Source organism: Dinghuibacter sp. (genome assembly GCF_035492835.1).
In the GTDB taxonomy this organism is placed as follows: domain Bacteria; phylum Bacteroidota; class Bacteroidia; order Chitinophagales; family Chitinophagaceae; genus Dinghuibacter.
Genome location: NZ_DATJIY010000064.1, coordinates 1 through 21,827, shown reverse-complemented (window position 1 = coordinate 21,827; position 21,827 = coordinate 1). Strand labels below are relative to the sequence as shown.

The window sequence follows — 21,827 nt, the reverse complement described above, 5'->3', positions numbered from 1 at the left end:
AGCCCCCTTTTATGAAGCTACTGATACGGAAATCCAATTCTTTTATAAAAGACCTGCTCCTGGCGTCCAGGGTAGGCATCCTCTTTGCGCCCTTCCGGCACGCCCTCCGGTTCCTGTTGAATTTTTCGCTCCTGTCGTCCTGGATCGCCAAGCACAACAAGGCCGTCGCCTACACTACCTGGTACAAGCCCTTCCGCAACTATACCGACCGCGAAAAACTACACCAATACGTCGTCGACCACGAGCAGCTCGCCACGCGCCCCGTCCACTACTTCGAGTTTGGCGTCGCGGGGGGTTACTCCTTCCGGTGGTGGCTGAGCCATTGCACCCACCCGGGATCGGCCTTCTTTGGCTTCGATACGTTCGAGGGGTTGCCGGAGGACTGGCACTTTTTTAAAAAGGGGGAGATGGCCTATGACGTGCCGCAGCTGGAGGACACGCGCGCCCGTTTCCTCAAGGGCATCTTCCAGGACACGCTCCCGCCCTTCCTGGAGGAATATCCCCGTCGAACCGACGCGGTGCGGGTGATCCATATGGACGCCGACCTATATTCCTCCACGCTCTTTGCCCTTACGGCGATGGCGCCCTTCCTCAGGAACGGGGACGTCGTCATGTTCGACGAGTTCAACGTACCCAACCACGAGTTTGCCGCCTGGAACGAGTTCGTCAAGTGCTACTACGTCAAATACGAGGTGCTGGGGTCCGTCAACAATTATTACCAGACCGCCATCAAGATCGTTAAATGAGCCTGAGAGAAACCTTGCTACGGATATTGGGGGAAAAACGATACCTGTCCACCCTCTCCTCCACCTTCCAGGTTCTGCACCGGAATGGCTGGCTGAACAAGTCATTTTACCGGGACGTTTATTTCCTGAGGGAGCACATCCGCCCCGGGGATGTATGTATCGACATAGGCGCCCACCTCGGTTATTATACGTTCGAGCTGTCCCGCCTGGTCGGTCCCTCCGGCTCCGTATACGCCGTCGAGCCCATTTCGAAATTCAACGCCGTGATCGAGGCGCACATGGGCGGCCGCACCAATATCCACCTGCTAAAGGTGGCGCTGGGCGGCGACAGCGACACCGTCGAAATGGGTATTCCCCAGGTCGGCGCCCGCAAGCGTTTCGCCTACGCCAAGATCATTGAAAAGACCGACGATTTCAACTACGTGGAAACGGAGCGCATCCGCAACGAGGATCCAAACACGCTCTTCGGGAACCTGCCGAAGATCGACTTCATAAAGTGTGACGTGGAGGGTTTTGAGGTCCGGCTGTTCACCAAGATGCTGCCCACCGTAGCGAAATACCGGCCCAGGATCGTATGCGAGCTGCTGTCCACGGTAGACCGGGCGGACCTGGCGCGTTTGGTGGCGCCGCTCGGGTATGGGTGCTACGCGCTGGAAGGCGGGCGCTGGCACAAGATCGACGCCTACAGCGACGTCACGTACTTTCCGCACAATTACTACTTCCTGACGGCAGAGTACGCGCGCGACTCACCCCTCGTGGTTCACGCGCCGTAGGCGCAGGTGCGACACCGGCGTCACGATCAGCGGGAACTTCTCCACGGTAACGTACGTTGGGTCGAGGCCAAAGCCCCTTTCCTCGGACAGCGAAATTTCCTTCAGGTAAAAATACGCCCGCATGATGACGCGCTCCCAGAAGGGCAGCTCGTTGTCGTGGGACAGGAACTTCTCCAGCACGATAAACTGGAAATCCCCCACCACGTTGTTGCGCTGGAGGGACTCGTACCGGCTCACGATATTGACCTCCTTGTTGAGCACCATGTCCTCGACCACTTTACGGAACATCAGCTGGATGCGCTGCTCCACCCGGAACCCGAACCGGAACTCGACGCGGATCACCTCGTTGGGGATGATCGTATCCACCACGTATTCGCAGGTATAAGGGTCGTCCAGGATTTCGACGTGCACGAACCAGTATATATCCGCCCGTTTTGGCTTCCGGTTGAGGATCGAGTACATGATCTTGTGCTCGATCTCCTTGGGGTTGTTGGCACTGGTCATAAACACCAGGTGGGTGGAATACTTGGTGACGGTCATGTCGTTGGACAGCTCCTGGAGCATCGGCAGGTAGTGCTCCAGCCGGACGAACTCCACGTACCGGTTTTTGATCTTGCGGGACCGGAACCAGACGTACATCACCAGGAACAAGAGACCGCCCACGATCACGGTCACGAAGCCGCCATGGGGGAACTTCTCCAGGTTGGCGTACAAAAAGCTCAGTTCTATGGTCAGGTAAACGATGAGGTATAGGTAGATCCATCGTTTCCTGACGCGCCTGGACACCAGGAAGTTGGCGAACAGGATCGACGTGGCCAGCATACACAGCGTGATGGCCAGGCCGTAGGCCGCCTCCATGTTGGACGAGGAGCGGAAGTAGGCTACGATGCCGCAACAACCGATGAACAGGAGGACGTTGATCCCGGGGATGAACAGCTGTCCCCTTTCCTCGGTGGGGTAGTTGATCTTCAGCTTAGGCCAGAGGTTGAGCCGCATGGCCTCGCTGATCAGCGTAAACGACCCGGAGATCAGCGCCTGGCTGGCGATGATGGCCGCCATGGTAGCGATGATGTTGCCGGGGACCTTGAACCAGTCCGGCATGATGGAGAAAAAGGTATTCTGCAGCGGTACCGCCGAAGGGAACCGGACAAGGAAGTGTGCCTTTTGGATCAGGTCGTCATTGGCGAAGATCATCCCGCGGTGCGCCATCAGGTACGCGCCCTGACCGAGGTAATTCAGGATCAGGCAGGTTTTGACGAATATCCACGATATCCGGATGTTGCCCCGGCCCACGTGGCCCAGGTCCGAATACAGGGCTTCCGCCCCGGTGGTACAAAGAAAAACGGCGCCCAACAGCCAAAAGCCCCCCGGGTATTTTGTCAGCAGCACGATCGCGTAGTGGGGGGAAAGCGCCTTGAATATGCCCCAGTCGTCGGAAATATGGCTCAACCCCAGCACAGCCAGCATGACAAACCAGATAAACATGATCGGGCCGAACAGCTTCCCGATGTTCATGGTCCCGAACTGCTGCATAAAGAACAACACCACCAGGATCCCCAACACGATGTACATGATGGTGGTCTGATTGATGTCCGCAAAACGGGGGATTTGCCGTAGCCCCTCCACGGCGGAGGTCACGGTGATCGGCGGCGTGATCATCCCGTCCGCCAGGAGCGCGGCGCCCCCGATCATCGCCGGGAAGGCCAGCCACTTCCGCCGCCTGCGCACCAGGGCATACAACGAGAAAATACCACCCTCTCCTTTGTTGTCAGCCTTGAGCGTCAGGATCACATACTTCACCGTCGTCTGTAGCGTGAGCGTCCATATGATACAGGAAAGGGAGCCGAGGATAAGGTCTTCGCTGATGACACGACCGTTGATGATGGCGTTGAAAACATAGAGCGGAGAGGTGCCGATGTCGCCATAAATAATCCCCAGTGCTATCACTAATCCAGCCGCCGAGACGCTGTTTAACGTTGTCTTCCTCAAGGTTGAGAATGTTGGTTATGGTGCTTAAAGGTAGGCAAAACCGCTAGAACCAAAGAAGACTCCCGTCTCCATAGCTTAAAAACCGGAAATCATTATCCAGGGCGTAGCGATAGACTTTTCGCCAGTCGTCCCCCAGCAAGGCGGCCACGAGCAGGAGCAGGGTCGAACCGGGCTGGTGGAAATTGGTTACCAACCCGTGCGCGATCCGGGGGCGGTAACCCGGCGCGATCAACAGCTGCGTCTGTGCGATCAGTCGTTCGCCCATGCGCCCGAGCAGCGCGTCCAGCGCATCCCGCCTTGCCATGTCTTGCGGGAGCGTATCATATATTTCCCACTGGGTCAGCGGCTCATCGGTGCCCTTCACCCCCATCCAGTACAAGCTTTCGAGCGTCCGTAAGGCTGTCGTGCCCACCCCCACCACCGGTCCTTCGTGGGCCCGCAGCCGCTCCACGAACGCCCGCGTCACGTCGATCCACTCCGCGTGCATCACGTGCTCCTCCATGCGTTCGGCCTTTACCGGTTTGAAGGTGCCCGCGCCTACGTGCAACGTCACGAAATCGGTCGTCACGCCCTTTTTACCGAGCCGCCCCAGAAGGTCCTGTGTAAAGTGCAACCCCGCGGTTGGCGCCGCGACCGATCCGTCGAAGCGCGCATAGACCGTTTGATACCGCTCCGCGTCGAGCTCCTCCATCGACCTGTTCAGATACGGGGGCAGCGGAACGAGGCCCGCCCGGTGGAGCATCCCGGCGAAATGCAGGTCTCCGGGCGTCCAGCGAAACCGGACCCGGTACCCATCGGGGACGGTCCCCAGTTTTTCCACCTCCAGACGGAGACCATTCTCCCAGGTCCGCACGAGCGGTCCCGTTTTCCACTTCGCCGCGCCCCCCACGAGACACTTCCAGGTCGCGCTCCCCTGTTGCATCATTGCCCGGGAAGGCTCCGCATCCAGGGGTTCCAGGCAAAAGATTTCGATCTGTCCCCCGGTCTCCTTCCGGAAGAGCAGACGGGCCTCGATGACTTTCGTGTCGTTGAAGACCATCAATGCGTCACCGGGAATAATCCCCGGCAGGTCCCGATACCGCGCCTCCGTGATCGCCCCGCCCTCGTAAACGAGCAGCTTCGAGGCGTCCCGCTCCCCAAGGGGGTATTGCGCCACCCGGTCTTCGGGCAGGTCGTAGGTATAGTCCCCGATACGCAGGTCGCGCGGACCTTTTGCGCTGCTATGGGCCCCGTCGGGCCCCGCCTTTTCGTCCATGCCGTAAAGGTAGGATCGGGCGCGGATTTTCACTATCTTCCGATATGCACCTCGCGTTATTGCTTTTGCTGCTCCATGCTGCCACGCCGACCGTCCGGCAGGGTCCACCCGGGGATACCATCCGCATCTTCATGCTGCAACCCGGCTACCGGTTGGCGCTGCGCGACAGCGTATACCTATGCCGGACGACCGGACAGCTCAGGACATTCCTGAGGCAACACGCAAGGGTTATCACCCACGCATCCATAGAGACCGCCCCTGAAGAGACTGTCGATTCGGTTATGGATTTGATGGAGCTGTTGCACAGGCGCCACATCCGGGTGGTTGTAACAACAAGGGGCTGACACCTGGTCAGCCCCTACCACAACTACAAAAAACGCACGTGCCTGAATGAGTTGGCGCCAAAGCGCCCACGGATATAGGTTACGGTTCCTTGATCGACTTTTGTCCCGGACGCGGCGGGTGGCGCGCACCCCCGGGGCGTCTGCGCTCGCGCGCTAGTCCGGCTTCTTTCCCTCCAGGAAGGTGTTGATCGTGCTGATCTCCGCCTTATTGTCTTCTGAAGGCTTCACGGTATAATTGCTGTAGAAATTCTCAATCGAGTTCACCGTGTTATACAACTCCATGTTCCGGCGCATATAGGCGGGCACCGCCTCGAATTCATTGCCGGCGTCCTGGGCGTTGACGTTGAACGACAGGTTGCGCAGCTTTTGCAGACGCTCGGCGGCCTTGCGGCGCTGCTCGTCCATTTCATCGGCGCCGAGCGGCGTAGCTTCGTGCGCCGGCGGCAGGATCGGGTTCTGGCGAACGGGCGGCTCCTGGCGAACGGGCGGTTCCTGGCGGGTGGGCGGCTCCTGACGGGCGGCCGGTTCCGGGCGGGCGGGCGGCTCGTTCTTGATCACCAGCTGCATATCGAAGGTGGGTGTCTCTTCGGGAAATACCGGTGACGCCTTGGGCGCTTCCTCGCCGTCCTCATAGATATTGGACGGCCGCGACAGGAATCCACGCTGACCGGGACGGGGCGTCTCTTCCTTGGGAGGCTCGACGGGCGGCATGACGGTACGCGTTGCTCCGGGGGCCGCGCTCCGCACCGGCTCGATATACGGCGCCTTCCGGACGGGCTCGACAGGCGGCTTTGCCGGTTCGGGCTTTATGGGCTCGGGTTTGACAGGCTCCGGCGTGGGATCCGACAGGGTAAACCTAATGGGTTCCTCCGGCTGCGCCGGTTTGGCGGGTTCGGCGACGCGGCTCATAAAAAATCCGGCTGCCGGGGCCTCGGCCACTTTTGGCTCGACCAGCGTCGGGGCCATTTCGTCGGGCGCTACGGGCGCGGTTGCCACAGACGCCGTGGAAGCGGTTGCCACGGGCGCAGCGGGCATGGTTGCTACGGGCGCCGGCGCGGCCTCGGGGAACAGCGCCTGCTGACCGTAGTGCTGCTTTTCGGCCTCCATATTCAGCGTCATCATGATCTTCTCTTCAGTGGCAGGGCGGTGGGTGGCGGCCTGTTCCGCGGCAACCGCCTCTTCCGTGTGGTCGAAGCCGGTAGCGATCAGGGTAATACCAATCTTGCCCTGGAGGGTGTTGTCGTACCCCAGACCCATGATGACATCGGAGTTGGAACCGGCCTGGCTGAGCAGGTAGTTCTGGATGATATCGACCTCGTCCATGGTGAACTCGTGTTCGCCCTCGGCGGAGTTGATGTTGATGAGTATCCATTTGGCCCCGCGGATGTCGTTGTCGTTGAGCAGGGGGGAATTGAGGGCCTGCTCGATGGCACGCTGGGCACGGTTGTCGCCTTCGGCGGCGCCGCTGCCCAGGATAGCCACGCCTCCGTTGCGCATGACCGTGCAAACGTCGGCGAAGTCGACGTTGATCTGCCCGGTGCTGTTGATGACGTCGGTGATACACTTGGCGGCCGTGGCCAGGACGTTGTCCGCCTTGGCGAAGGCCTCCTTCATCTTCAGATTACCATACTGGTGCCGCAGCTTATCGTTGCTGATGATGAGCAACGTGTCGACGTTCTCCTTTAGCCGGCTGATACCTTCCTCCCCCTGGAGGATACGCTTCTTGCCTTCATAGGCAAAGGGCGTGGTCACGATCCCTACCGTGAGGATACCCATCTCTTTACAGATACGGGCTACGATGGGCGCGCCCCCGGTGCCGGTGCCACCGCCCATGCCGGCGGTGATGAACGCCATCTTGGTGTTGACCTCGAGGATGCGCCGGATCTCCTCCAGGCTCTCTTCGGTCGCCTGGCGCCCGATCTCGGGATTGGCGCCGGCCCCCAGCCCCTGGGTGAGGTGGGGCCCCAGCTGTATCTTGTTGGGCACCTTGCTGTTCGAGATAGCCTGTGCGTCGGTGTTGCAAATGATGAAATTTACCCCCTCTATGCCCTGGCCGTGCATGAAATTCACGGCGTTGTTCCCACCGCCACCGATACCGATGACCTTTATGATGGAAGACTTTTCCTTGGGCAAATCAAAATGGATCATACTCGCTGTTTTTGCGCTGCAACCCCCGGTTGCAGTGGTTAGTAAATAAAATGGTTAGTAAGTAACGGGCACAGGGTACGGGGGTTTTTTATAACTGACTGTCTTCTTCTTCCTTGAACAGGTCGATCAGGCCGTCCTTGATCGAATCCATAAAATTCTTCAGGTTCTTTTTGCGTTTCTTGACCTTGACGGCGCCTATCCCTTCTTCACGGTCGATCATCACCTCGGTCGTATCGGGCTCTTCCTCCTTGAACGCGCGGACCTTTGTGCCGGTGTTGTGGAGCAGGTTCTCGTGGTTCTCGAACACGTTGTACCCCTTCAGGATAAGACCGATACAAGTGGCGTACATGGGTTTGGCCAGCTCTTCGATGTGACCCGCCGCCAGGTGCTCGTTCGGGTAACCCGTCCGGGCGTTGAGACCGGTGACGTATTCGGTCAGCTGGATCAGGTGCTTGAGCTGGGCGCCGCCGCCGGTCAGGATGACGCCGCCGTTGAGCAGCCGGTTATCCAATCCCACCTGCTTCAGGTGATAGGTCACGAAGTCCAGGATCTCGCTCATGCGGGCCTGGATGATGTGCGCCAGGTTCTTGACGCTGATCTCCTTTGGCGCCATGCCCCTCAGCCCCGGGATAGTGATGAAGGCGTTGCCCTTGGCCTCGTCCGCCAGGGCGGAGCCGAACTGCACTTTCATCTGCTCAGCCTGAGTTTTTAATACGCCCAGCCCGGTCTTGATGTCGTTGGTGATGTTCTCGCCGCCGAACGGGATGACTGCGGTATGCTTCAGGATACCCTCGTAGAATACCGCCAGGTCCGTGGTGCCGCCGCCAATGTCCACGATGGCGACGCCTGCCTCCAGGTCATGCTCGCACATCACCGCCGCGGCCGATGCCAGCGGCTGCAGGACAAGGTCCCGGGTGCGCAGCCCCGCCTTGTCCACGCTCCGGTGGATGTTGCGGATGGCGTTCTTGTCACCGGTGATGATGTGGAAGTTGGCCCCCACCTTCACCCCGCTGTAGCCGATGGGGTTGGGGATGTTCTGGAAGTTGTCGACCGTGAACTCCTGCGGAATGACGTCGATGATCTGGTCCCCCGCCGGTATATAAGTCTTGTACTGGTCGTTGATCAGCTGGTCTATTTCACGCTGACAGATCTCCTCGTCCGTGTTCTGGCGGACGATGTCCCCCCTCGTCTGGAGGCTCTTGATATGATGACCCGCGATCCCTACATAGACCTCGTTGATCTCCAGGTTCGGGTTGGAGGCATAGCAATTTTCCAGGGCCGTTTGGATGGCCTTTATGGTCTGGTCGATGTTCAAAACCATACCATGCTGGACGCCGTTTGAGTTGGCACGACCAAACCCCAGGATCTCCAGTTTGCCATATTCATTTTTCCGGCCCGCTATGGCTGCGATCTTCGTGGTCCCGATGTCGAGGCCGACGATGATGGGTTGTTCGTTATGCATATAATACCGCTGTTTTTTTGTTGCTCATACAATATATAATAGCGGCCTTGCGGCCAGGTGTTTACTAGTCAGTGCCTTTTCGGGGGCATCACCGCCGCCGGCTTCGCGCCCCCCGGTTTCGCGGCCGCGGGCCGCGCGGAGCCGCTTTTCTCACGGCGGAGCGCGGTCTGTGGCTGCGCCGGGACGTCGGAAACAGAGCCCTCCGACGGTTCCAGCGACCGCGTACTATCTATATCCGGCACCAGGTCCCGCGGCACCGGCGCCACGCGCACCGCGGTGTCGCGCATCGCGTTGCGCCCCTGCTCGATCAGCTCACGGAGCAGCGCGGAGGCGCGGGCGGTATCGACGGCGGCACTTTGGCCGTCCCGGCGGACGCCGATCACCTGACCGGCATAGCGGGCGTCGAGCGCGGCGTATTTGTTCCAGCCCACGTGCGGGATCACGCGCTCATAGAATACCCGCAGCCGGTTGAACTTCTGGTCCAGGTCGCTGGTGTCTCCTATCCGGAGGACGTTGTCGCCTATGGACGGCACCAACTCGAACTCCCGGCTATCGGTGACGTCCACCTGCTGGACCATCGACATCCAAAACGGGTTTGCTGCCAGGTACCGGCTCAGCACCGCGATCTCCCGGGCCAGGGCGGTGTCGGTCTTTGTCCAGGTCCGCCGCTGAAGCGGGCAGGAGGTAAAGACCGGCAATTCCACCGGGTAGTTGTCCTTCAGGGGGAGACGACTTCCGTCTCCATCTATATAAAAAGACACGCCCTCATCCGTAAAGAGCCGGGCCACCGGTTCGCGTTCGGTAACCTTGACCCAAAGCACCTGTTTGCTATCAAAGAACAAATCCGCTTTCTTCACCCAGGGGTTGTCGCCCACCTTTTTCTCCAAACGCCGGATCGAGATGTCTCCCGAGGGCGTGCCCACCAGCCGGCGGGAATGCCCGTCGGTCAGTATCGACTCCAGCTCCGCGCTGTCCACCATCCGACGGTCCACACCCCCGATCACGATCCGCACGGCCTTGCAAACGCTGTGGTTCTGGTGCCGGATCGCCGCGATCAGCAGCGTGGCGCAGCCCGCCCCTACCAGCAACCAGACCCCCAGGATAAGGAGGCGCCTGAATTTGCCATATCGTCCGGGCGTCGTCATGCCCTCACATTCAGTTTTTCGGCCACGGGCTCCACAAGCGCATCGATGTCGCCGGCCCCGGCCATAATGATGAGGCGCGGTGAGGCGCCGGCAGGCGCGCCGGCCCAGGCCAGCAACGCCTCCTTACTCATGATCCGCCGGTGAGGATTCTTCATCCGCTCCAAAATCATCCCGCTGCTCACCCCCTCCATCGGCAATTCCCGCGCCGGGTATATCGGTAATAAGATCACTTCATCCGCCAGGTCAAGCGCCGCAGCAAATTCCGCCGCCAAATCGCGGGTCCGGGAATAAAGGTGCGGCTGGAAAATAACCGTACAGGTCCGCTCGGGGAAAAGATCCTTTGCCCCTGCGAGCAACGCCCGCAACTCTTCCGGGTGGTGCGCGTAGTCGTCCACCAATACCACCGAAGGCGTCCGCAAAACGTACTCGAACCGGCGGCGCACGCCCTTGAAGGCGGCTACCGCGTCCCGGATGGCGTGGGACTTGATGCCCAGCTGGTGCGCTACGGCGGCCGCGGCCAGTGTATTCTCGACGTTGTGGCGGCCGCCCATGTGGAGGACGAAGCCCTCCAGCCGGCCACCGGGTACGACGATATCGAAGGCGTAGGCGCCGTCTTCGGCCCGCAGGCCCTCTGCATGCACGGAAGCCGCGGCATCGGCCAGGCTGTAGGTGAGGTGCTGTGACGCGGCGAGCTCCGCACCGCGCGGGAGCCCGTGCTTGCTAAGCAACCACCCACCCGGCTTGATCCGCCCCGCGAAGGCGATAAACGCCTCCTCCATGGCCGCGGCGGTGCCGTAGATGTCCAGGTGATCCGGGTCCATGGCGGTGATGACGGCCAGGGAAGGGTCGAGTTTCAAAAACGAGCGGTCGTATTCATCGGCCTCGACCACGCACACGTCGTTATCGCTGCTCCAGAAGTTGGTGTTGTAGTTCCCGGAGATACCCCCCAGGAAGGCCGTACAACCGTAGCCGCTGTGGCGCAGGATGTGCGCGGTCAGCGTCGTGATCGTGGTCTTGCCGTGGGTGCCGGCGATACAGATGTTAAAGGTGTCTGCCGTGATCCGTTGCAGGACATCGCTCCGTTTCATCAGCGCGACACCGCGATCCCGGTAGTAGGTCAACACCACGCTGGTCGCGGGTATGGCGGGCGTATAGACGACCCATTCCGCGGCAGGGTCCACGGAAGACAGCGCATCCTCAAAGAAAATGCTGGCGCCCTCCGCCGACAACGCGTCCGTCAGTGACGTCCGGCTCCGGTCGTACCCCGACACGCGCGCGCCCCGGGACAGGAAATACCGGGCCAGGGCGCTCATGCCGATGCCGCCTATGCCTACGAAATATATGTTACGCGGTTCCACGTTATTTTACGATCAGTTTTAGTACCTCCCTGGCGATACGCTCGTCGGCGTCCGGTATGGCCAGGGTAGCAATATGGTGCACCAATGAAGCCTGAAGCACAGGGTCCCCGGCCAGTGACAACAAGGTCGGCACGAGCTGCGCCGCCGCCTCGCTGTCCTTGACGATCAACCCCGCCTCGTGCCGCACCAGGTTCATCGCATTGACGGTCTGGTGGTCTTCCGCCGCATAGGGATACGGTACGAACACCACCGGTTTGGCCGCCACGCAGAGCTCGGCGATGGTGGAGCCGGCGCGGGATACCACCACATCGGCCGCGGCATACGCCATCTCCATATGCGTGATGAAGGCCGACGTCCAGACGCCCTTGCGGCTGGCCGCCACCCGGGAAGCCTTTTCTTCATAGAGCTTCCCGGTCTGCCAGATCAGCTGGTAGCCGTTGTCCAGTATACGGTCCAACCCCGCGTCGATGGCCTCGTTGATGCTCCTGGCGCCAAGGCTCCCGCCGGTCGCCAGGATGACCTTGCGCGACGGGTCGAGCTGGAAATAATTGATGCCATCCGCGCGGGTCGCTTTGCTGGCGGCAATGGAATGCCGTACCGGGTTCCCCGTGACGACGATCCTGTCTGCCGGGAAAAACCGATCCATCCCGTCGAAAGCGACGCAGATCGTCCGTGCGCCCCGGCCCAGTATCTGGTTGCTCTTGCCCGCAAACGAATTCTGTTCCTGGATCAGGGTCGGTATTCCGTGTTTCTGCGCCTGCCGGAGCATGGGGAAACTCGCATATCCCCCCACGCCCACCACGACGTCCGGTTTGAATCGGCGCAACACGGACTGCGCCGTGAACAGGCTCTTCACCAGCTTCCAGGGCAGCGAAATATTTTTCCACGGCGCGCTCCGGTTCATCCCCGCTATGTCGAGCCCGACGATCGGGAAACCCGCCTGCGGGACCTTTTCCATTTCCATTTTCCCCTTCGCGCCTACATACAACAACTCCACCTGCGGGTCGAGCCGCACCAGGGCCTGTCCAATGGCGAGGGCGGGGAAGACGTGTCCACCCGTGCCGCCGCCTGCTATGATGACCTTTTTAGGCATATGCTTCCTCCTCTTCTGAATCGATGGCCTCAGGGCCCGTGGCCTCGGAGGCGCCTTCGTTCTGTTCGACATTCCGGCCGACACTCAAAATGATGCCGATGGCCAGCGCCGTAAATAAGAAACTGCTCCCTCCCATGCTCACCAACGGCAACGTCACTCCCGTCACCGGGAAAAGGTTTACGTTCACCGCCATATTGGCCATGGCCTGTATGACAAGCGTAAAACTCAACCCCAGCGCCAGGAAAGCGCCAAAGGCATACGGGCATTGCCGGAATATCCGTATACAGCGTATCAGGAAAACCAGGTAGATAAAAATGATAAGCGCCCCTCCGATCATCCCATACTCTTCGATGATGATCGCATAGATAAAATCGCTGTACGGGTGGGGCAGGAAATTCCGCTGCGTGCTGTTCCCAGGGCCCACGCCCACCCAGCCGCCCTTGGCGATGGCAATCTTGGCCTGTTGGATCTGATACGGGGCGTCGTCTTTCCTGGCGTAGACGAAGTCCTGCACGCGGCCGATCCAGGTGCCGATGCGCCCTTTCGATTTAAGGGTCGTTACGACGCCAGGACGTGAAGCGTCCGCGACGCCGGCTCGCGCGGCCTCGTCGTGATGCCCGTCGTACGTCGCCATCGCTATCCCCACCAGCAGCACCACGGGAATCGCCGCGACGACAATCGTCAACAGGATGTGCGCGATCCGCACCCGCCCGATAAAGCACAACAACAAACCGGTCGCACCGGTCAGCAAAGCCGTCGACAGGTTGGCCGGGGCGATGAGCAGACAGGTGATCGCAATCGGGGTGATGACCGGCAGGAACCCCTTCTTGAAATCCTTGATGACCTCCTGTTTACGGCTAAGCTGGCGGGAAACATACATGAACAGCGCGAGCTTGGCCATATCCGAGGTCTGGAAGGTCATATTGATGACCGGGAGCCGGATCCAGCGGTTGGCGTCGTTGAGGTTGGTGCCGAAGAACAGCGTATAAATCAGCAGAGGTATGGACAACAAGTACAAAATGAGCGCGACGCGGGAGTACACGATGTAGTTCACCCGGTGCGCAAACCAGATAATCAGGATACCCAGCGCAATGAAGGCGAATTGCTTGAACAGGTACACCTCCGTCCGCCCCTTGTACATCTTGTAGGCCAGGGAGCCGGTGGCGCTATAGACGACCAGGAGGCTGGTGACGGCCAGCAAAACGACCATCGTCCAGATCACCTGGTCCCCTTTTGTCCTGTTCAAAAATATGTTCATAGGTTCTTTACTGCTTCTTTAAATTGGTTACCCCTGTCCTCGTAGTTACGGAACAGGTCGAAACTGGCGCAAGCGGGGGACAGCAGCACGACGTCACCTTTGCCGGCCAGCCGGAAGGCTTGTTGTACCGCCTCCTGGGCGCTGGCAGTGTCGACCATGACCGGCACCTTGTCTTCGAGCGCTTCGTGTATCTTGGTGTTGTCCACGCCCATACACACGATCGCCTTGACCTTCTCCTTGACGCCGTCGTACAACAGGGAGTAATCGTTCCCCTTGTCGACCCCGCCCAGGATCAGCACCGTCGGTTTGGCCATGCTCTCCAACGCATACCAGGTGGAGTTGACGTTCGTGGCCTTGGAGTCGTTGATGAACTCCACGCCCCGGATATTGGCGACAAACTCCATCCGGTGTTCCAGGCTCTGGAAGGTCGTTACGGCCTCCCGGATCTTTTCCTTCCGGATACCCATCGTCGCAGCCGCCACACCGGCCGCCATGGTATTGTACTGATTATGCTTTCCCTTGATCGCAAAATCGTCGACGCTCATGATGAGGGGTTCATCCCCTGTCTTGACGTGCATTTCGTGGTTCTTGATAAACGCGCCTCTGCTCGGTTCCTGGTTCATGCTAAAAGGTAATGGGTTAGATAAAAGGTGATATTGCTTCAGGTACTTTACGGTGACCGGGTCGTCCGCGCAATAGATGAAGGCGTCCTCCGGTTTCTGGTTCATGGCTATCCTGAACTTGGACCGGATATAGTTTTCGAATTTGTACTCGTAACGGTCAAGGTGGTCTTCGGTGATGTTGAGGAGCACGGCCACTTCCGGGCGGAACAGGTCGATGTCGTCCAGCTGGAAGCTGCTGATCTCGGCCACGTACACCGGTTTGGGGTCGAGGGCCACCTGTTTGGCAAAGCTGATGCCGATGTTCCCCACCAGGGCGGCGTCGATACCGGCCGTCCGGCAAATGTGGAAGGTCAGCGCCGTTGTGGTGCTTTTGCCGTTGCTGCCGGTGATGGCGATGATCTTGCTATCACCTTTGAAGCGGAACGCCAATTCGATCTCGGAGATCACGGGTATGCCCGCGGCACGGATCTTTTTGACCATCTCGTTTTTCTCCGGGATACCGGGGCTCTTCATGATCTCGTCGGCAGCCAGGATGCGATCCTCCGTATGCCGGCCTTCTTCGTACCGGATCCCGTGCTCTTCCAGTTCCTCCTTGTAGGGTTCCTTGATGGTGCCTGCGTCCGATACAAAAACATCATACCCCTGCCGCCTGGCAAGGATCGCCGCGCCAACACCGCTCTCGGCCGCACCCAGTATGATGAATTTCTTTGACATCAGCGAATCTTTAAGGTTACGATCGCAAAGGCGACGCACAGGATGGTCACGATCCAGAACCGTGTCACTATTTTTGCTTCGTGGTACCCTTTCTTTTGATAATGGTGGTGGAGGGGGCTCATCAGGAATATCCGCCGCCCTTCGCCATATTTTTTCTTTGTATACTTGAAATAGGTAACCTGGATTACCACGCTCAGGTTCTCCATCAGGAAGACCCCGCAAAAGATCGGGATCAGGAGCTCCTTGCGGACGATGATGGCCAGGGCCGCGATGATGCCCCCTAGCGTGAGGCTGCCCGTGTCGCCCATGAACACCTGCGCGGGATAGGCGTTATACCAGAGAAAACCCACACAAGCTCCGATCAGCGCGCCAATAAAGATCGAAAGCTCCCCCAGGTTCGGGATATACATAATGTTGAGGTAGTCCGCAAAAAGGATGTTCCCCGACGCGTAGGCAAAGATGCCGAGGCACACCCCGATGATGGCGCTGACGCCCGTCGCCAGGCCGTCGAGACCGTCGGTCAGGTTGGCGCCGTTGGAGACGGCGATGACGATGACCACGATGATGGCGATATAGAGCAGCCAGCTCAGACCGCGGAGGGCCTGCGGCAGCAGACGGGCATAATTGAACTCGTGGGTCTTGACAAAGGGGATCGTCGTGATGGGCTCTTTGGCCTGGACGAAAACCCTGTCTTTCCCGTTGAACGGACGGTGGATCATAGTCGAATCGGTGGGCGGTTTCTCCCCCGTGAATTCCCGGTATGTTTTCGCGTTGTTGTTGAAGAGCAGGGTCGCGCCCACGGCCACGCCGAGAACGATCTGCCCGAGGATCTTGAACCAGCCCGCCAGGCCATCCTTGTCCCCTTTTTTATAGACCACGCCTTGCTCGCGGGCGATACGCTTGGCGCGGAGTTTCAAATAATCGTCGACAAAACCCACTATCCCCAGCCAAACGGTTCCGAAGAGCATGAGCCGGATATAGGCCTTGTGCAGGTCCGCCAGGAGCAGGGTGGGTACGACGATCGCCAGGATGATGATGATCCCGCCCATGGTGGGTGTACCCCTCTTCTGCTGCTCCCCCGCCAGCCCGAGTTCCCGGACCGACTCCCCGACCTGGCGCCGGAGCAGGATGTTGATCAGTCGTTTGCCAAAAAGCATGGTGACGACCAGCGACAGGATGACCGCCAGCAGCACCCGGAAGGTGATGAACTGGAACAGGGCTCCCCCGGGAACCTTGACCCCGCTGTTTCGCAGCCATTCAAAGAGTTGGTACAGCATATTATTTTTCTAGTAGTGCAAACAAATCGCGCAACACCGCTTTATCGTCGAAGGGATGTTTCACCCCCTTTATCTCCTGGTATTTTTCGTGACCCTTTCCCGCCACGAGGATGATGTCCTTTTTCCCCGCGAGCGTAATGGCCGTCTTGATCGCTTCGATCCGGTCCGGCACCACCAGGTATTTCCGCCTGGCGGCGCTGCCCAGCCCCATTTCCATGTCTTTGATGATGTCCATCGGGTCTTCGCTCCGGGGGTTATCCGACGTCAGGATTACCCGGTCGCTGTGTTCGCAGGCCACCTCCGCCATGATGGGTCGCTTGGACTTGTCACGGTCTCCACCGGCCCCGACGACGGTAATGATCTGTTCCCCGCTTTTGCGGAGCTTCTCTATCGTGCCCAGGACGTTCAGGAGGGCGTCCGGCGTATGGGCGTAGTCCACGATCCCCATGATCCGGTCCACCGGCGAAACGATATATTCAAACCGCCCTTCCGCCCCCGTAAGGGTGCTCAGCACCTGCAGGACGCTGCTTTTATCTTCCCCCAGCGCGACGGCCGCTCCGTATACGGCCAGAAGGTTGTAGGCGTTGAACTCCCCGATCAACCGGAAGTGCACCTCGATGTCGTCGATCGACATCACCAATCCCGTCAATTCATTCTCAAGGATCTTGCCCTTTACTTCCGCCAGCGTCCGCAAGCTGTAATAAGCCTTGCGCGCGGGCGTGTTCTGGAGCATCACCGTGCCTCTCTTATCGTCCAGGTTGCTGAGCGCAAAGGCCGTGGACGGCAGGTTATCGAAATATGATTTTTTGACCCGGATGTATTCATCAAAGGTCTTGTGGTAGTCCAGGTGGTCGTGGGTGATATTCGTAAAGATCCCGCCCGCAAATACCAACCCCGCAATGCGCTGCTGATGGATGGCGTGGGAGCTGACTTCCATAAACGCGTGCGAGCAACCGGCGGCCACCATGTCTGCCAGGAGGGCGTTGAGCTCGATCGGGTCCGGGGTGGTGTGCGTGGCCGGCACCACCTTTCCCCCGATCTCGTTCTGGACCGTGGACAAGAGTCCGCAGCGATAGCCCAGGCCGCTAAAAAGCTTGTACAGCAAAGTGGCGACGGTGGTCTTGCCGTTGGTGCCCGTTACCCCCACCAGGGTGAGGTGGGCGCTGGGCTCGCCATAAAAGTGATGCGCCATCTGCCCGGCGGCGGCGGCGCTGTCCCGGACCTGCACATAGGTCACGCCCGGCTTTTGCTCCGCGGGCATGACCTCACAAACGATGACGTGCGCGCCCTTGTCGACGGCGGCCTGTATAAAGGCATGCCCGTCGGACAACGTGCCCTTGATAGCGATAAAGCAATCTCCCGCCTGCACTTTTCGGGAATCCAAGGTCAGGGAACGGACATCCCTGAGGGTATCGCCCCGGATTTCCAAAATGTTTACCTTATATAGTATGTCCTGCAGTATGCGCATCAGTCGAGTTGTAAATAAATGGTTTGTCCCTTTTTGATCGCGGAGCCCGCGGACAGCGATTGGGCAAGGACCTTACCCCTGCCCCGTACCGCTACCCGGAGACCTTTCTGTTCAAGAAGATATAGGGCGTCTTTCAACCCCATCCCCTGCACCGACGGTACGCTGTCGCCGGCGGCTTCTTTTACGAACGTCCACCGGAAATTCGTTTGGGGACCCGTCGTCCCGCTTATCCAACCGGTGTCCGGGATGCGCATCCCCAGGCTGGCAAACACCGACCCGGTGCCCGAAAACCGGATGTCCGCGCTGTCCCTGGCGATGTCCGTCAAACGCTGGCGTCCCTGGGTGTACAGCGCAAAGAGGCGGTCGGATACTTCCTTGAATACCGGCCCCGCCACCTTGGCGCCCAGATAAGTTTCCGCGTGCGGCTTGTTCCGTATCACCACGATACAGGTGTATACCGGCTTCTCCGCCGGAAAATACCCGACGAAGGAGGATTGATAGATATGGTCCTTATAGCCGTTGGCGCCGTTAGCCACCAGGGCGGTCCCCGTTTTGCCGGCGATCTGGTACTCCGGTGTGTTCAGCGACTTCGCGGTGCCTTTCGGATCGCTGACAACCCCGATCAGGCATTGCCTGATCAACCGGAGCGTGGCGTCGCTGCATACTTTCTGTTTTAGCACCACGGGGCCGAACTGGCGGACCGTATGACCATAATCCCTGATCTCGTCCACCAGGTAGGGTTTCATCATGGTCCCGTTGTTAGCGACCGCGTTGTACAGCGTGAGCGTCTGTAGCGGGCTGACCAGCTCCTCGTAGCCGAAGGCCATCCAGGGGAGTGTCGTAGCGCTCCAGCTGCGGTTCTTCGGCGTCTTTATCACGGGCCTGCTTTCGCCGGAAAGGTCGATACCGGTGACCGAGTCCATCCGGAGCGCGCGGATGTGGTTGATGAAAGCGTAGGGATTGTCTTCATACGCCCCATACGCCAGCTTGGCCATCCCCACGTTGGAGCTGGCTTCGAAGGCCTCCTTGACGGTGACGTCCGATTCGGGGTCGTGCTCCGCGTCATGCACCGTTCGCCCGTTGACCGTCCAGACGCCGCCGTTGATGTTGACGTGGTCGTCCAGGGTTACTTTACGGTCCTCCAGCAGGGACATGAGCGTCACCAGCTTAAAGGTCGAACCCGGCTCGGTGGCCGAGACCGCGTAGTTGTAGTCTTCCCAGTAGGACCCGTCCTTTTGCTCGCCGAGGTTGGCCATCGCCTTGATCTTGCCGGTGGCCGTCTCCATGACGATACAGGTGCCGTGCACCGCCTCGTTCTGCTGCATCATCCTGAGCAGGGCGTTCTCCGCAATGTCCTGTATGGTCACGTCTATGGTCGTCACGATGTCTTTTCCGTTTTCCGCGTCGATCTCGGCGCCCTCTACCGGCACCATGGTGCCACCCGCGATATAGCGCACCAGCCGTTTGCCGGTCACGCCCCTCAGCGCGCTGTCGTAGGTCGCCTCCAGGCCGACATTATGCACGTTCTCCCGGGCCAGCCCTATGGTGCGGTTCGCCAGGAGCTCATATGGGGTCAGCCGCTTTTCGTGCACCTCCTCGATAAAACCGCTCTTGTTCCGCCCCAGCCGGACCAGGGGGAAAGTGTGCAGGAGGCGGTATTGCTCGTAGGACATGTTCCGTTTCAAGAGGTAGTAGCGGTTCTTTGCGTTAAAACCTTGTTCCAGCATTTTTTTGTATGTCCCCGCGCGCTGGTCGCCGAAGAGCCTGGCCAGACAGAGCGACAGGGAGTCCAACGACTCCCTGAAGCGCTGACCGTTTTTTTCCCTTAAGCCGTCCGCCCCGAAATCCACGTAGACGTCGAAGTAGGGGATCGACGTGGAGAGCATATTGCCCGCGTCGTCGTAGATCGTCCCCCTTTCCGCGTCCACCTCCACATAGCGCTGGTGCAGGCTGTCGGCCATGCTTCGCCAGTGCGCTCCCTCGATATGCTGTATGTAAAACGCGCGCCCCAGGATGACCAGCCCGAGCACCACTATGCCGAGATAACTCAGGTACACCCGCCATAATATGTCGCGCTTTACTTCCAAGGCTGCTGTTTTATAGACTGTCCGTAACCGGTATCGGGGGCGCCGACAGGGGTTTCAAACCCAGGGGCGCCACCGCCTTTTCCACCTCGCTTTCCTTACTCCTGAGCAGGATCTCCCCCTTTACCGTTTTGTACTCGTATTCCATCTGCTTCAATTCACCCGAGGTCCTGCTGATGTTGCGGGAAACCTTATCGGCGTAGTGGCCGTTGTAGATGTAGACGATCGCCAGCCCCGCCAGGAACAGGAAGAAGACCATGTTATCTACCAGCCAACGGTATCCCAACCAACGTTTCCAATTCGCCATAGGTGTTCGTTTTTCCGGAATGCTTCCGGGCTTACTTCTTTTCCGCGACCCTGAGCTTGGCGCTGCGGGACCTCGGGTTTCTCTTACGTTCGTCCTCCGTGGGCAGCACCGGCTTGCGGGTGATCACCGTAAAAGGCGACTCGGGCCGGTTGCTTTCGAAGGGATGGTCGTCCGCCACCTCTTCCCAGTGACCGGTTTTGAAGAACTGCTTCACCAGCCGGTCTTCCAGGGAATGGAAGGTGATGACGACCGCCCGTCCCCCGGGTTTCAACGCCGCGGGCATCTGCTCCAGCAGCGTCTGCAGCGCGCCCATCTCGTCGTTGACGGCTATCCGGAGCGCCTGGAAAACCTGGGCGAAATACTTTTTCGGATTGCCCTTGACCACGCCGGAGACCGCCTGCATAAAACCCGGGATCGTCGCCAGCGGCATCACCCTCCGGACCTCCACGATCTTACGCGAAAGCGTCCGGGAGTTGGTGACTTCGCCGTATCGTTCGAAGAGCTTGTGCAGCTCCGGTTCTCCATAGTCCGCCAGGATGCCCGCCGCCGTTAGCGACTGGCGCTGGTCCATCCGCATGTCCAGGTCGCCCTCCGAGCGGGTTGAGAAACCCCGTTCCTCTTCGTCGAACTGGTGCGAGGATACCCCCAGGTCCGCCAGGATCCCGTCCACCTCCGTCACCCCGTGGAGCCTCAGGAAGCGCGACAGGTGCCGGAAATTCTGCGGGACGAATAACACGCGGTCGTCCGCGGGCACGTTGAGTGCCGCGTCCTGGTCCTGGTCGAAGGCGATCAGTTTCCCCTCCGGACCGAGCCGTTCCAGGATGCCCCGGCTATGCCCCCCGCCTCCGAAGGTGCAGTCGACATAGGTTCCCTCCGGCTTGATCGCCAATCCCTCCAACGCCTCCTCCAGCAGTACCGGCACATGGTACTCAGACATCGTCCAATCCCCCCATCACTTGCTGTGCCAGGTCACTGAAGGCGCTGGCGTCGTATTTATCAAAGAGCTGTTGATACGTTCCCTTGTCCCACACCTCGATCTTTTTGACCGCGGACGTCAGCACGATGTCCTTGGTCAGCCCCGCGTACTCCGCCAGGTTCTTCGGAATCAGGAACCTGCCCGCCGTATCGGCCTCCAGCAGGGTCGCCCCATTCAGGAAATACCGCCGGAACTCCCGCACCTTGGGGTCGAAGTCGTTAAGCCGGCTGATCCGTTCGAAGATGGGGTCCCAGGTGGGTTTGGGGTACAGCGTCAGGCATTTCTCGAACCCCCGGTTGATCACGAAGGGTACGGTGGTATCATCCCCTAACTGGCGCTTGAAACCAGCCGGCAGCAAAAAACGCCCTTTGACGTCCATTGTCGCTTCGTACTCACCTAGAAAACCTAACATTCAGGGATTATTTGCCTTCCTTACACACAAAATAACATATTTTCCCACTTTTTCCTCCAAAACCCGTTCCACATTTTTTTTCCACACCGTAATGCGCGCTGGGACTCGCTTTGGGCCTGCCTTTGGGGATAAGGACTGCGTCAGCTGTGCATGAACGGTGTACAACCTGTGAGAAACCCCGTCTTTTCTGTGGATTCGCTGTGTATTACCGGTCATTTCGCCCCCTACCGCCTCTATTGCCGCCATCGTCCCTCCCCCCTGCCGCTTCGCCTTGCGCGCGCTTCGGCCGCCGCCCCCTGGTCTGGCCCTTGGGTTGCCGGCCCCGGGGAGTGGGGTGGGATGCCTCTTTTACCCTGTTTTGCGAAACTTTTCGCAAAACAGGGTAAAAGAGGCAT

At 59.5% G+C, this 21,827-nt stretch carries 18 protein-coding genes; 3 read left to right on the top strand and 15 right to left on the bottom strand.

The features are described 5' to 3' along the window. Nucleotides 1-11: 11 nt before the first annotated feature. Both VL547_RS06130 and VL547_RS06125 read left to right on the top strand, forming a co-directional pair. Nucleotides 12-746, top strand: coding sequence for a class I SAM-dependent methyltransferase (locus tag VL547_RS06130; protein WP_325576313.1), 735 nt, complete (start codon nucleotides 12-14; stop codon nucleotides 744-746). After that, nucleotides 743-1,519 (top strand): FkbM family methyltransferase, encoded by a 777-nt coding sequence (locus VL547_RS06125; RefSeq protein ID WP_325576311.1) that lies wholly within the window; start codon nucleotides 743-745, stop codon nucleotides 1,517-1,519. Before VL547_RS06130 ends, VL547_RS06125 begins: the two co-directional genes overlap by 4 nt. On the opposite strand, the gene VL547_RS06120 is transcribed toward VL547_RS06125, so the two are convergent. Beyond that, nucleotides 1,493-3,508: a KUP/HAK/KT family potassium transporter gene (locus VL547_RS06120; RefSeq protein ID WP_325576309.1), complete on the bottom strand. Its 2,016-nt coding sequence runs from the start codon at nucleotides 3,506-3,508 to the stop codon at nucleotides 1,493-1,495. The genes VL547_RS06125 and VL547_RS06120 overlap by 27 nt on opposite strands. Before the next feature lie 43 nt (nucleotides 3,509-3,551). Further along, entirely contained in the window at nucleotides 3,552-4,763 is a 1,212-nt protein-coding gene (locus VL547_RS06115) for an S-adenosylmethionine:tRNA ribosyltransferase-isomerase (protein WP_325576306.1), read from the bottom strand. Between the two features lie 44 nt (nucleotides 4,764-4,807). Between VL547_RS06115 and VL547_RS06110 the strand changes: the two genes are divergently transcribed. Continuing rightward, nucleotides 4,808-5,107 carry a hypothetical protein gene (locus tag VL547_RS06110; protein WP_325576304.1) on the top strand — a complete coding sequence of 100 codons (300 nt, stop codon included), beginning with the start codon at nucleotides 4,808-4,810 and terminating at the stop codon, nucleotides 5,105-5,107. A 153-nt stretch (nucleotides 5,108-5,260) separates the two neighbouring features. Here the strand turns inward: VL547_RS06110 and ftsZ are convergent, their stop codons facing one another. The 13 genes from ftsZ to mraZ all read right to left on the bottom strand — a co-directional run bounded on the left by ftsZ (nucleotide 5,261) and on the right by mraZ (nucleotide 21,432). Continuing rightward, the gene (gene ftsZ, locus VL547_RS06105; RefSeq protein WP_325576302.1) at nucleotides 5,261-7,255 is read right to left on the bottom strand and encodes a cell division protein FtsZ; all 1,995 of its coding nucleotides are present in this window, start codon (nucleotides 7,253-7,255) and stop codon (nucleotides 5,261-5,263) included. An 88-nt stretch (nucleotides 7,256-7,343) separates the two neighbouring features. Continuing rightward, nucleotides 7,344-8,717, bottom strand: coding sequence for a cell division protein FtsA (gene ftsA, locus VL547_RS06100; RefSeq protein WP_325576300.1), 1,374 nt, complete (start codon nucleotides 8,715-8,717; stop codon nucleotides 7,344-7,346). A 68-nt stretch (nucleotides 8,718-8,785) separates the two neighbouring features. After that, nucleotides 8,786-9,862, bottom strand: coding sequence for a cell division protein FtsQ/DivIB (locus tag VL547_RS06095; RefSeq protein WP_325576298.1), 1,077 nt, complete (start codon nucleotides 9,860-9,862; stop codon nucleotides 8,786-8,788). Continuing rightward, nucleotides 9,859-11,220, bottom strand: a complete 1,362-nt coding sequence (gene murC / locus VL547_RS06090) for a UDP-N-acetylmuramate--L-alanine ligase (RefSeq protein WP_325576296.1) — start codon at nucleotides 11,218-11,220, stop codon at nucleotides 9,859-9,861. Before murC ends, VL547_RS06095 begins: the two co-directional genes overlap by 4 nt. A 1-nt stretch (nucleotide 11,221) precedes the next feature. Next, nucleotides 11,222-12,313: an undecaprenyldiphospho-muramoylpentapeptide beta-N-acetylglucosaminyltransferase gene (gene murG / locus VL547_RS06085; RefSeq protein ID WP_325576294.1), complete on the bottom strand. Its 1,092-nt coding sequence runs from the start codon at nucleotides 12,311-12,313 to the stop codon at nucleotides 11,222-11,224. Then, the gene (locus tag VL547_RS06080; RefSeq protein ID WP_325576292.1) at nucleotides 12,306-13,571 is read right to left on the bottom strand and encodes an FtsW/RodA/SpoVE family cell cycle protein; all 1,266 of its coding nucleotides are present in this window, start codon (nucleotides 13,569-13,571) and stop codon (nucleotides 12,306-12,308) included. Before VL547_RS06080 ends, murG begins: the two co-directional genes overlap by 8 nt. Beyond that, nucleotides 13,568-14,908, bottom strand: a complete 1,341-nt coding sequence (murD, locus tag VL547_RS06075; protein ID WP_325576290.1) for a UDP-N-acetylmuramoyl-L-alanine--D-glutamate ligase — start codon at nucleotides 14,906-14,908, stop codon at nucleotides 13,568-13,570. Before murD ends, VL547_RS06080 begins: the two co-directional genes overlap by 4 nt. Next, nucleotides 14,908-16,185 (bottom strand): phospho-N-acetylmuramoyl-pentapeptide-transferase, encoded by a 1,278-nt coding sequence (gene mraY, locus VL547_RS06070; protein WP_325576288.1) that lies wholly within the window; start codon nucleotides 16,183-16,185, stop codon nucleotides 14,908-14,910. Before mraY ends, murD begins: the two co-directional genes overlap by 1 nt. Nucleotide 16,186: 1 nt before the next feature. Then, complete coding sequence (locus VL547_RS06065) at nucleotides 16,187-17,653, bottom strand: UDP-N-acetylmuramoyl-L-alanyl-D-glutamate--2,6-diaminopimelate ligase (RefSeq protein ID WP_325576286.1); 1,467 nt, start codon at nucleotides 17,651-17,653, stop codon at nucleotides 16,187-16,189. Then, nucleotides 17,653-19,740 (bottom strand): penicillin-binding protein, encoded by a 2,088-nt coding sequence (locus VL547_RS06060; protein WP_325576284.1) that lies wholly within the window; start codon nucleotides 19,738-19,740, stop codon nucleotides 17,653-17,655. Before VL547_RS06060 ends, VL547_RS06065 begins: the two co-directional genes overlap by 1 nt. Before the next feature lie 10 nt (nucleotides 19,741-19,750). Continuing rightward, nucleotides 19,751-20,044, bottom strand: coding sequence for an FtsL-like putative cell division protein (locus VL547_RS06055; RefSeq protein WP_325576282.1), 294 nt, complete (start codon nucleotides 20,042-20,044; stop codon nucleotides 19,751-19,753). 31 nt (nucleotides 20,045-20,075) lie between these two features. Next, entirely contained in the window at nucleotides 20,076-20,966 is an 891-nt protein-coding gene (gene rsmH, locus VL547_RS06050) for a 16S rRNA (cytosine(1402)-N(4))-methyltransferase RsmH (protein WP_325576280.1), read from the bottom strand. A 7-nt stretch (nucleotides 20,967-20,973) separates the two neighbouring features. Then, nucleotides 20,974-21,432, bottom strand: a complete 459-nt coding sequence (gene mraZ / locus VL547_RS06045; protein WP_325576278.1) for a division/cell wall cluster transcriptional repressor MraZ — start codon at nucleotides 21,430-21,432, stop codon at nucleotides 20,974-20,976. Nucleotides 21,433-21,827 lie beyond the last annotated feature (395 nt).

Excerpts from the sequence above, each read along its gene's own strand:
- VL547_RS06080 (WP_325576292.1), bottom strand. The coding sequence starts at position 13,571 with ATGAACATATTTTTGAACAGGACAAAAGGGGACCAGGTGATCTGGACG.
- VL547_RS06115 (WP_325576306.1), bottom strand. The coding sequence starts at position 4,763 with ATGGACGAAAAGGCGGGGCCCGACGGGGCCCATAGCAGCGCAAAAGGT.
- ftsZ (WP_325576302.1), bottom strand. The coding sequence starts at position 7,255 with ATGATCCATTTTGATTTGCCCAAGGAAAAGTCTTCCATCATAAAGGTC.
- VL547_RS06125 (WP_325576311.1), top strand. The coding sequence starts at position 743 with ATGAGCCTGAGAGAAACCTTGCTACGGATATTGGGGGAAAAACGATAC.
- VL547_RS06095 (WP_325576298.1), bottom strand. The coding sequence starts at position 9,862 with ATGACGACGCCCGGACGATATGGCAAATTCAGGCGCCTCCTTATCCTG.
- murG (WP_325576294.1), bottom strand. The coding sequence starts at position 12,313 with ATGCCTAAAAAGGTCATCATAGCAGGCGGCGGCACGGGTGGACACGTC.
- VL547_RS06065 (WP_325576286.1), bottom strand. The coding sequence starts at position 17,653 with ATGCGCATACTGCAGGACATACTATATAAGGTAAACATTTTGGAAATC.
- VL547_RS06130 (WP_325576313.1), top strand. The coding sequence starts at position 12 with ATGAAGCTACTGATACGGAAATCCAATTCTTTTATAAAAGACCTGCTC.
- mraZ (WP_325576278.1), bottom strand. The coding sequence starts at position 21,432 with ATGTTAGGTTTTCTAGGTGAGTACGAAGCGACAATGGACGTCAAAGGG.
- VL547_RS06055 (WP_325576282.1), bottom strand. The coding sequence starts at position 20,044 with ATGGCGAATTGGAAACGTTGGTTGGGATACCGTTGGCTGGTAGATAAC.
- murD (WP_325576290.1), bottom strand. The coding sequence starts at position 14,908 with ATGTCAAAGAAATTCATCATACTGGGTGCGGCCGAGAGCGGTGTTGGC.
- mraY (WP_325576288.1), bottom strand. The coding sequence starts at position 16,185 with ATGCTGTACCAACTCTTTGAATGGCTGCGAAACAGCGGGGTCAAGGTT.
- ftsA (WP_325576300.1), bottom strand. The coding sequence starts at position 8,717 with ATGCATAACGAACAACCCATCATCGTCGGCCTCGACATCGGGACCACG.
- VL547_RS06110 (WP_325576304.1), top strand. The coding sequence starts at position 4,808 with ATGCACCTCGCGTTATTGCTTTTGCTGCTCCATGCTGCCACGCCGACC.